Annotated in this window: 7 protein-coding genes and 1 tRNA gene; 6 read left to right on the forward strand and 2 right to left on the reverse strand. The window is 66.6% G+C overall.

The annotated features are described in order from the left end of the window. Positions 1 to 61 precede the first annotated feature (61 nt). From V4558_13250 to V4558_13260, 3 genes are read left to right on the forward strand one after another with little or no spacing between them, the layout of a single operon-like run. Positions 62 to 409, forward strand: coding sequence for a PadR family transcriptional regulator (locus V4558_13250; protein ID MES2306469.1), 348 nt, complete (start codon positions 62 to 64; stop codon positions 407 to 409). Further along, on the forward strand, positions 409 to 3,066 hold the full coding sequence (locus tag V4558_13255) for an ABC transporter permease (protein MES2306470.1): 2,658 nt from the start codon (positions 409 to 411) through the stop codon (positions 3,064 to 3,066). Before V4558_13250 ends, V4558_13255 begins: the two co-directional genes overlap by 1 nt. Positions 3,067 to 3,068: 2 nt before the next feature. Next, complete coding sequence (locus V4558_13260; GenBank protein MES2306471.1) at positions 3,069 to 5,759, forward strand: ADOP family duplicated permease; 2,691 nt, start codon at positions 3,069 to 3,071, stop codon at positions 5,757 to 5,759. Between the two features lie 15 nt (positions 5,760 to 5,774). Here V4558_13260 and V4558_13265 read toward each other — a convergent pair whose 3' ends face one another. Continuing rightward, entirely contained in the window at positions 5,775 to 8,438 is a 2,664-nt protein-coding gene (locus tag V4558_13265) for an ABC transporter permease (GenBank protein ID MES2306472.1), read from the reverse strand. Then, a complete protein-coding gene (locus tag V4558_13270; protein ID MES2306473.1) occupies positions 8,431 to 8,763 on the reverse strand; it encodes a hypothetical protein in 333 nt (110 codons plus the stop codon). The genes V4558_13265 and V4558_13270 overlap by 8 nt, the downstream gene beginning before the upstream one ends. A 249-nt stretch (positions 8,764 to 9,012) precedes the next feature. Between V4558_13270 and V4558_13275 the strand changes: the two genes are divergently transcribed. From V4558_13275 to V4558_13285, 3 genes are all read left to right on the forward strand, one after another. Next, positions 9,013 to 9,309: a hypothetical protein gene (locus V4558_13275; GenBank protein ID MES2306474.1), complete on the forward strand. Its 297-nt coding sequence runs from the start codon at positions 9,013 to 9,015 to the stop codon at positions 9,307 to 9,309. A 79-nt stretch (positions 9,310 to 9,388) separates the two neighbouring features. Beyond that, complete coding sequence (locus tag V4558_13280; GenBank protein ID MES2306475.1) at positions 9,389 to 9,853, forward strand: nuclear transport factor 2 family protein; 465 nt, start codon at positions 9,389 to 9,391, stop codon at positions 9,851 to 9,853. 47 nt (positions 9,854 to 9,900) lie between these two features. Continuing rightward, a tRNA-Gly gene (locus V4558_13285) sits at positions 9,901 to 9,973 on the forward strand. Positions 9,974 to 10,096: the final 123 nt, after the last annotated feature.

Here is a 10,096-nt window from a genome sequence, read left to right on the forward strand (position 1 = left end):
CTTGTATTGACTTTCGACAGAAGTTCGCGGAGCTTCTCTTGGAACTCGACAGGAGAGCCCGATGGCCACCGTCCCGACCCCGATTCCCTCAGATGTGCTGCGTGGCACACTGGACCTGCTCATCCTGCAGACCCTCACCCTCGAGGCAATGCACGGCTGGGGCATCTCGCAACGGATGCAACAGCTCTCCCGGGGCGTGCTCGAGGTCAACCAGGGCTCGCTCTATCCGGCGCTGCAGCGCCTGGAACTTCGCGGCTGGCTCGATAGCGATTGGCGCACGACAGAGAACAATCGGCAGGCGAAGTACTACCGGCTGACAGCCGCAGGACGCCGCGCCCTCGGGGCCGAGACGGCAAGCTGGCGCCGCTATGTCGAAGTGGTCGACCTCATTCTCCAGGAAGGTGTCTGATGGGGGCGCCACGCGGCTTGCTCCGCCGGTTCCGTACCGCACTCTTTCGTGATCGGGTCGAGGGGGAGCTCGATCAAGAAATCACGCTGCACCTGGAACTCGAGACGGCGCGAAATGTCGCACTCGGGATGACCCCTGCTGAAGCACGTCGGCGTGCCCTGGTGGCATTTGGTGGCATCGAGGTCACTCGCGAACTGCATCGCGACGGTCGCGGGACCCGCTGGTTCGACGACCTGCGGGGCGACCTCCGCTACGCGCTCCGCAGCTTGCGTCGCAACCCAGTGCTCACCCTGACAGCAGTCCTCACGCTCGCCCTCGGCATCGGTGCGAACACGGCGATCTTCTCCACGGTCAACGCGGTGATGCTGCGTCCGCTCCCCTTTCCGCATCCGGATGAGCTGGTCGCCGTGTGGGAAGAGAACCCGGATCGGGACTGGCATCAGCAGGATGCGGCGCCGGCCAATTTTCTCGACTGGCGCAGCCAGGTCAAATCGTTCAAGGACGCAGCCGCCTGGCTCTCGTTTTCCCAGCGACTCACGCTCGCGGGCAGCGACGGGCCACAACTCGTGAGCGGGGCCACCGTCACGGGCTCCTTCTTCAGCGTGCTCGGGGTTGCACCACTGCTGGGTCGAGGGTTCGTGGAGGCGGAGTCGTGGGAGGCCGGTGCCGGCATTGGCGTTATCAGCTATCGACTCTGGCGAGATCGCTTCAACCGCGACCCCGCGATCATCGGCAAGAGTGTCACCATCGACCGCAAGCCGATGCAGGTCGTCGGCGTGATGCCTGAGGGCTTCGCGTACCCATTCCAGGACACCGATATCTGGACGCCGATGGCGTGGCCGGCGGCGAATCGCTCGGCGGTCTTCTTTCGGCGCGCTCATTTTCTGCGGGTCATCGCGCGATTGCAGCCAGGGGTTTCGGTTCAGGGCGCAAACGCCGAGCTGCAGACGATCGCCCACCGGCTGGAGCAGGACTACCCCGCGACCAATATCCATATGGGCGCGGGCATCACGCCGCTGCACGAGTTCATCACGGGCAGTGCCCGGGGACCATTGTTGGTCCTGCTCGGTGGCGTTGCCGTGCTGATGCTCATCGCCTGTGCCAATGTCGGCAACCTGCTGCTGGTGCAGGCCGCCTCGCGCGATCGCGAATACGCTGTCCGCGTGGCGCTCGGCGCGAGCCGGTTCCGACTCGCGCGTCAGGCCATCACCGGCTCGCTCGTGCTCTCGCTCCTCGGGGGCGCCGTCGGCCTGGGGCTCGGCTGGCTCGGCGCGCGACTCCTCCTCTCGCTGCAGCCAGTCGGAATGCTTCCCACTGCCGATGTGCAGCTCGACTGGCGGGTACTCGCCTTCGTCCTCGGGATTGCCACGGTGAGTGGAGTGCTATTCGGGCTCGCGCCAGCGCTCTGGGGCGCCGACCGAACGCCCGCCGTGGGACTTCGAACCGGTGGACGCGGCGGAGGCATCGGCAATCGTGGCCGGAAGCTCAGCGATCTGGTGATCGTCGCCGAAGTCGCGCTCGCGATGCTGCTCACGGTGGGCGCGGGACTCCTGACGCGTTCGCTGCTACGGTTGCAGGACGTCGACCCGGGTTTCGACTCCGGCGGCGTGCTCGCCGTCAGTCTCGCGCTTCCCGAAACGGAGTACACGACTCCCCAACGCATTGGTGGGTTCTTCATTCAACTGAAGAACGAGGCGGCGACGCTCCCGGGAGTTCAGTCCGCTGCATTTGCATCTCACTTGCCGTTGACCACGACCTCGTGGAGCAGCGACTTCAGTGTGCTGGGGCAGGGGCCGAGCGGTGGGGGCACGGAGGTGGTACACCGCACCATCTCGCCAGAGTACCTCGCTGTGATGCGCGTGCCATTGTTGTCAGGTCGCGGATTCACAGTCGGTGATGACGGGCAGGCCCCACGAGTTGTGCTCATCAATCAGGCACTCGCCACCAAATTCTTTCCGGGACAGAATCCGATCGGCCTTCGCGTCGCCTTCGATCGAGTCCCCGACTCCACCTCCGTCTGGCGGACCATCGTCGGGGTTGTCGGCAGCGAGCGGCAGGCCGGACTTGATGTCGAGCCTGTCCCGGAAATCCTGGACCCGCAATACCAGAACTCAAGTAGTGCGATGACCCTGCTGCTCCGCTCGAGTGGGGACCCGGCTGCCGTCGCTCCGGCCGTCCGCCAACTCATCAGGCGGCTCGACCCGCAGTTGGCGATCCGTGGGATCCGCTCGCTCGACGAGGTGCGGCACTCGTCATACGCACGCCCTCGTTTCATGACCATCCTCCTCCTCGCCTTCGCAGTAGTGGGCTTGTTGCTCGCGATGGTGGGCGTGTACGGCGTGATGGCGCAACTCGCCCGCCAACGCACCCGCGAGATGAGCATTCGCCTGGCACTGGGGGCCCGCCCCGCATCGGTGCGGTGGCTCGTGGTCAGGCACGGACTCACGCTTGCGGGACTTGGCATCGTCTGCGGCACCGTTCTCGCCCTCATCGGGACGCGCAGCCTGCAGTCGATGCTCTACAACATCACACCGGCCGATCCGGTGACGTTCATCGCGGTGCCGCTTCTGCTCGGATTGATCGCGCTCGCCGCGACCTGGCTGCCGGCGTGGCGCGTGTCGCGCGCCGATCCAGTCGTCGCCCTGAGGGAGGAGTAACCATGAGCGCGTTTTCGGGGCTGCGGCGCCGACTCGGCGCCCTGTTGAACCCTGGTCGCGCCGAGCGCGAACTGGACGCGGAGATTGCGCTCCACATCGAGTTCGAGACGGCGAAGCACGTCGCCGAAGGGGTGCCGGCCGATGAAGCGCGGCGACGCGCGCTGGTGGCATTTGGCGGCGTCGCTCTCACCCGTGAGCGGCATCACGATGGCCGCCGGGTGCGCTGGGTGGTCGACTTGTGGAGTGATCTCCGCTTCGCCGTGCGCGGCTTGCGACGCGAGCCCGCATTCACCCTGTTTGTTGTGGCAGTGTTCGCCCTGGGCATCGGTGCGAATGCCACCATGTTCGGCGTGGTGGATCGGCTACTCCTCCGCGGGCCCGAGCACGTATATGCGCCGGATCGTCTGGTCGAGATGTACTCGCTTCGCCAGAATGCCCGCGGTGAAGAGCGGGCGAGCAACTACTTCGGATATGCTTCGCTGGAAGGCGTTCGTCGTGAGGCGAAGTCCTTCGACGGGCTCGCTGCCTTCGCGGATGTGAGCGTGGTGATCGGCACGGGAACCGAGGTGCAGCCGGCCATTGCGAGCTACGCTACCGCAAACTACTTCCCGCTACTCGGGGTGCAGCCGCTGCGGGGCAGATTCTTCACCAGCGCCGAGGACGCCACCGAAGGTGCCGAGCACGTGGTCGTCGTTGGTGACACGTACTGGCAGTCAGAGTTGGGGGGCACGACGGATGTGCTGAACCGGTCGATCATCATCAACGATGAATCGTATCGCGTTGTCGGCGTGGCACCTCATGGCTTCACCGGTGTGACGCTCGGGCATGCCGATCTCTGGCTGCCGATGAGTCTCCTCGGCGCGCGCACGACCAAGGGCTGGACCACCACCTGGACGGCCCAGTGGCTGCAGATCGTTGGTCGGCTGGCTCCGGGCGTCACGCGCGAGCAGGCAAGTGAGGACGCAACCCGCGCCCACCGTCTCGCCTACACCGGGCCTGGCAAGGCGATCGCGAATGGGCGCATTGCGATGGTGCCGTTGGGCGCCGACGCGCACGGCGAGGCACCCTCCGAGGTCGCGGTCGCCCGCTGGCTCGCCGCTGTGGCCCTCGTCGTACTGCTGATTGCCTGCTCGAATGTCATCAATCTGTTGCTCGCCAGAATCGTCCGGCGACGGCCCGAGGTTGCAATCCGGACTGCTCTGGGCGCCGGCCGTTCGCGCCTTGTCCGGCTCTTCCTGGTCGAAGGGTCGCTGCTTGCGGTACTCGGCGGAATCGCCGCCCTGGGTGTCGCGTCGCTGTCGGCGCAGCTGGTGCGCCAGACCCTCCTTCCCGAGATCTCCTGGCCCGCTTCGCCGCTCAACGGCCGGGTGCTCCTCTTTGACGCCCTGCTTTCGCTCGGCCTCGGCGTGCTGGTCTCGCTTCTCCCAGCCGTGCGTGCAAGCCGCGCCGATCTGGCGAGCGCGATGAAGGGAAAGGGGCGGGCGGGAGGCGAAGGCGGCACCCGAGTCAGGGCATTGCTTACGGTCGCGCAGACGGCGCTCTCGGTTCTCCTGCTGATTGGTGCGGGACTCTTCTTGCGGAGTCTTGCGCGAATTCGCGCGATCGACCTCGGTATTCAACCTGAGCGAGTGGTGGTCATGCCGCTCAACTGGGGCGGGCTGGGGAAGTACCCGATCGGCCCTGCCCGCGACGCGGAAGTGGCGCGGCGTCTCAGTGCGAGCGAGGCGCTCGCGAGCCAGGTGCGACAGATTCCTGGCGTCCAGATGGCGAGCGTCGCCGTCGGGCTCCCATTCGGTGCCGATTTCAAGGTATTCCTCCGCATACCCGGTCGCGACACTCTTACCATCGAGCAGCTGCCGAGTCTGAGCGCGGTATCGCCCGGCTACTTCGAAACGGTGGGGACTCCGATGCTCCGGGGGCGCCCTTTCGGCCCCGGCGACCGCGCCGGGAGCGAACGCGTGGCGATTGTCAGCGCGCTGATGGCGAAGATGCTCTGGCGCGGTGCCGATCCCATCGGCGAGTGCATCGTGATCGGTGCCGATTCGATTCCCTGCGCCCGGGTCGTGGGGATCGCCGCGGACACCCACCGTGATGCGTTGATCGAGTCGCCGTCGATGCACTACTACATCCCGTTGGGGCAGGAGAGCGGCTTCGGTGGCGCGGCATTGCTCGCGCGCGCGAGCGGTGACCCGGCGGGACTGGTACCGCCAGTCCGGAACGCGGTCCTCACGGCGGCACCGGATCTTCGCTTCGCCAAGGCCAGCACCCTGCAACAGATCATCGACCCGCAATCACGATCCTGGCGCCTTGGCGCGACGGTGTTCGGGATGCTGGGCGGACTCGCGCTGCTGGTGGCGTCGATCGGGCTCTACAGCCTTGTGGCCTACTTCGTCTCCGACCGGAAACACGAGATCGGGATCCGGCTCGCACTCGGTGCGCCGCGGGAGCGTATCGTGGGCCTCGTGGTGGGCTCTTCCATCCGCCTCGTGGTGCTCGGTGTCGTGGTCGGCTGCGCCGTCGCCGTGGTAGCTGGCAAGTTCATCGAGCCACTTCTCTACGGTGTCCGGGCACTTGATCCAGTCACGTTCGGCGCAGTGGCGCTGGTGATGCTGGGGGTCGCCGGTTGCGCAGCCCTCCTGCCGGCTTCACGCGCGGCGCGCATCGATCCCCTCGCCGCGCTCCGCGAAGAGTGAGGGCATCGCGGGTCGTCACTGAGAACTCAAGGTCCGCGCCGGATCGAGCCCGGCGGCGCGGCGTGCCGGCAGGTAGCAGGCGATCAGCGCGGTAATCGTCAACAGGGTGGTCGCGCCGGCGAGCGCGATCGGGTCAGTGCTGCCGATGCCGTAGAGCAGTGAGCCGAGCCACCGGGTGGCGAGGAGGCCCAGGAGCAATCCCGAGGCGCCACCGATGGCAGCGATGGCGCCTCCCTCGCGCATCACCAGCCAAATGATGCTCCCGCGCGATGCACCCAGAGCGATCCGGGTTCCGATCTCGCGGGTACGCTGCCGGACTACGTAGGACATCACCCCATAGATCCCGACCGCTGCCAGGGTCAGTGCGGTGACCGCGAATAGCGCGAGCAGCCAGAGCACCAGCCTGAGGTCGCCGATCGATTCGCTGGCCACAGCGTCAAGTGTCTGCGCCTGTTGCAGTACGGTGTTGGCCTCGAGCCGGCGGAGAATTTCCCGAATCGCCGGCATCAGCGTGGCGGGATCGTCGGTGGTGCGCACGAAGAGCGTCGTGTTGCGCGCCGAATTGCGGGCGAACGGCAGGTAGATGTCGGCGCGCGGCGCGTCCCGGAGTCCCGCTCGACGAATGTCACCCACGACACCGACCACCAGGACCGGATCGCCCCCGATCTTTACCGTGCGCCCGACCGGATTGGCTCCGCCGAAATAGCTGCGCTGCACTTCCTGGCTGACGATGACGGTGCCTGGAGCGCCCGGGCGTTCGGTGCCATCAAAGAGTCGCCCGCTGATCAACGGGATGCGGAGCGCGCGGAAGTAGCCATCGGAGGCGACCTGCCAGCCGACTTCGGGTGCCTGCTCACCCGCAGGCACAGGATGTTCGGGAAGTTCGAAGGAGGTGGTCCAGTTGTTTCCCGTCAGCGGCGTCACCGCAGCGGTGCCGACCGACTGCACTCCGGGAATCGCCGCGATCTCGCGGAACGCACTGGCATAGTATTGGGCGCGCGCCGGGACCGAATCGAAGCGGGCCCCGGGGATGGTGATTGGCACGGTGAGCACATGGTCGGTGAGAAATCCCGGGTTGACGCGCACGAGTGACACAAAGCTGCGCACGATCAGCCCCGCGCCCATCAGCAGTACGATGGCAAAGGCCATCTCGAACACCACCAGCGCCGCCGCGGCTCGGCGTGCACCCGTGCCACTGGAAGCTCGCGCCCCGGTCACCAGCGCCCCGGCAGCATCATCGGAGCGGATGGTGAGGGTGGAGACCACCCCGAAGACGACGGCGGCGATCAGCGTGACCCCGAGGGCGAAAGCAAGGACCCAGCCGTCCAGTCTGACGTCCGACAGCCCGGGCGCGGTGAGCGAGGCGGGAATCAGCGCAACGACGACCCGGACGCCCAGCGTTGCGAATGCGAGACCTGCCACGCCAGCGACAGCTGCCAGCACCAGGCTCTCGGCGGCCATCTGCGCGGCGAGCCGTGCCCTGCCCGCACCCAACGCGAGTCGCAGCGACATCTCCCGTCGCCGGCCGAGGGCGCGCACCAGCAACAAGTTCGCGACGTTCGCACACGCGATCAGGAGCACGGCCGCCACCGCGCCCAGGAGGAGGAGCAATGCGGGGCGGAGCGAGCCAACCAGCGACTCGCGCAGGTCCTGGGCGAAATATGTGGAACTGCGATTCGATTGCGGGAATTCGGCGGCCAGCTGGCGTGAAAGCGCGGTTAACGCGGCGGTGGCCGTCGCAGCGGTCTGGCCGGGACGGAGCCGCCCGACGGCAAAAACCCAGTCCGATTTGCGTGCGGTTGGAGCCACCAGCGGGATCGTTTGCGGAACGATGATCTCGCTCTCTGCGGTCGGGGGGAATCGCAACTCGCGCGGAGCGATCCCGACCACCTGGCGATCAATCGATCCCAGGCGGATGCTCTTGCCAATGATGTCGCGATCTCCGCCGAAGCGCTCCTGCCAGAGCTGGTAGCCCAGCATGACCACCGGCGCCGCGCCCTCGCGAGAGTCTTCCGTCGTGAGCAGTCGCCCCGCAACAGGCCGCGCGCCGAGGAGTTCGAGTAGCCCGGGACCGGCCGTCAATCCCTGCACCCGGTACGGCTCGCCCCGCCCGAAGACTGTCGCCTGCGAGTTACCATATGCCGCGAGCTTCGTGAACACCTGCTGTCGCTCCGCCAGATTGACGAAGTCGCCAATGGCGATGAACGACTTCGAAATTCCGGTGTTGATATCGCGATGGTTGAGCACCACGAGTTCGTTCGCGGCCGGGTAGGGCAGCGGACGCAACAGGACTGCCTCGACGACGGCGAAGACGGCGACATTGGCGCCGACGCCGAGCGCGAGGGTCAGGATCGCAGCGACGGTGAAGGCCGGCTCACGGAGCAGGCGACGCACGGCGTGGCGCAGGTGATAGCGGAGCATGGCAGGGCGATCCGGCGAGGGTGGTGGAAAATGAGGCGGCGGGAGGTAGAGCGAGCGGTCAGTCAGGGCGATCCAGATACAATGGGTGTATAGCGCCGAGATGCTCAGCAGTCGCCGAGCCCGAAGGCCCATGCGAGCGGCTGGCGAATGCGCGTCACGGAGTCGACGCAGGTGAGCGATCTCGAGATCGAGCCGGGCAGGCTGATACACCTGCTCGCGAACCGCGTCCGGAAGGCCGTTGCCGCGGAGGTCACGCATCCGAGAGTTCTTCGCGCCGATGCCGGGCTGCCACGGCGTCGTTGAAGGCCCGGGTAGCATTCCACGCGCGTCGACCGCGAGCGGTAATCCGATAGCGTCGCTCCATCACCGACTGGTCGCCGACCTGAAGCGACGCATACCACCCTTCCACGACGCCGTCGCGCTCGAGGCGAGCCATCAGCTGATAGAAGGCGGCCCCTGAACGGCGCACGCCGTACTCCGCAACCGCGTCGCGCACGGCGCGACCCGGCTGGTCCTCGGTGAGGAGGACGCCGAGCACCAGGAACTGCAGGTGCGAGAGCGGAGGGAGTTGCGGATCAGGCATAAGGTGACATTAGGTATGACACGCTGGCGGGCCGAAAGGTTGCGACGGTGTCCCCCTCCGGTCAGCGAATCGTCCTAAGGGTGTCGGTTTCGTTCCAGATCAGCTTCGTCACATTGGGGAGGGCAGATGTCCCGAAAAGTCTTGCCGTGCTTCGCGCTCGCTGCGCTGGTCGCAATCGTTGCAGCCCCACTCACGGCGCAGGGGAATGGCAACGGGAAGGGGTAGGGGAAAGCGCACAAAGAGAAAGTGGTGGTCGTCCGCCCGCAGGAATACCACAAGTTCCGCGACAACGATCGGCAGGTGATCTACTCTTACTACCGTGATCACCATATCACCGTGACGCCGCTCCGGCCTGAGGTGTCCCGACTCGTGGTGGTGGGGCGCCCGCTCCCGCCCGGGATCGCGAAGCGCGCTCTCGCCCGGGATGTCGTGGTGCTGATGCCGCCGCCGGCGCCACGATACAGCTACGCCCTGGTGGGGAACCGGGTAGTGCTGCTCGACGACCGCGGCTGGGTCGCCGACATCCTCGACGGGGTCTTCCATTGAGCTGGTGACCTGACGGAGTCGGGTTTCGGGAGGTAACGTCTGGCAGGTCCAACGTTCCCTCCCACCGCCCCGAGGCTCCATGCGCTTCCCCGTCCGCCTCTCCGTTTCGCTCCTGACCGCGCTTGCCATCGCGACACCCGCGGTCCTCCAGGCCCAGATCGAGGAGGGTCGAGTCCCCCTCCGCACCGCCATGACGGAGCTGGCCACCTTCCGGACCGAGTATGCCGACGACTACAACCGGAAGGATGCAGCGGCCGTCACCGCCCTGTTCGACCCCGAGGCCAGCGTGATGATGGCCGACGGCACGGTGCAGATGGGACGGGTCGCCATCGGCAAGGCCCTCGCGACCGGTGCCGCCAAGTGGCCGCATCTGGTGATCAAGTCTGATTCGATGCGGGTCTTCGGCAATACCGCGGTCGACATGGGGACGGCGACTTATCACCCGGCCAGCGGTCCCACCGTGGTGGAGCGCTACCTGATCGTCCTGCGGCGAGGCATGAAGGACTGGAAGATCATGCGGCTCGCGCTGGTGACGTCGAAGTAGACCACTGTTGATCGCCTGAGAGCGGGGCGCTACTTTCTCCGCAGGTCGCGGGAGTAGCTCAGTTGGTAGAGCATCAGCTTCCCAAGCTGAGGGTCGCGGGTTCGAACCCCGTCTCCCGCTTTTCAGGGATCGTCGCTTCGGGGACGGGGTGAGCGTGTTCCGCTCCACCCCGTCTCCCGCTTTTCAGGGATCGTTGCGTAGGGGACGGGGTGAGCGTGTTCCGCTCCACCCCGTCTCCCGCTT

The sequence above is a fragment of the Gemmatimonadota bacterium genome (assembly GCA_040388535.1).
Classification (GTDB): Bacteria; Gemmatimonadota; Gemmatimonadetes; order Gemmatimonadales; family GWC2-71-9; genus Palsa-1233.

Bases quoted from the DNA above. Each gene is read 5' to 3' on its own strand.
- V4558_13250 (MES2306469.1), top strand. From the start codon at position 62: ATGGCCACCGTCCCGACCCCGATTCCCTCAGATGTGCTGCGTGGCACA.
- V4558_13255 (MES2306470.1), top strand. From the start codon at position 409: ATGGGGGCGCCACGCGGCTTGCTCCGCCGGTTCCGTACCGCACTCTTT.
- V4558_13260 (MES2306471.1), top strand. From the start codon at position 3,069: ATGAGCGCGTTTTCGGGGCTGCGGCGCCGACTCGGCGCCCTGTTGAAC.
- V4558_13265 (MES2306472.1), bottom strand. From the start codon at position 8,438: ATGCGTGACCTCCGCGGCAACGGCCTTCCGGACGCGGTTCGCGAGCAG.
- V4558_13270 (MES2306473.1), bottom strand. From the start codon at position 8,763: ATGCCTGATCCGCAACTCCCTCCGCTCTCGCACCTGCAGTTCCTGGTG.
- V4558_13280 (MES2306475.1), top strand. From the start codon at position 9,389: ATGCGCTTCCCCGTCCGCCTCTCCGTTTCGCTCCTGACCGCGCTTGCC.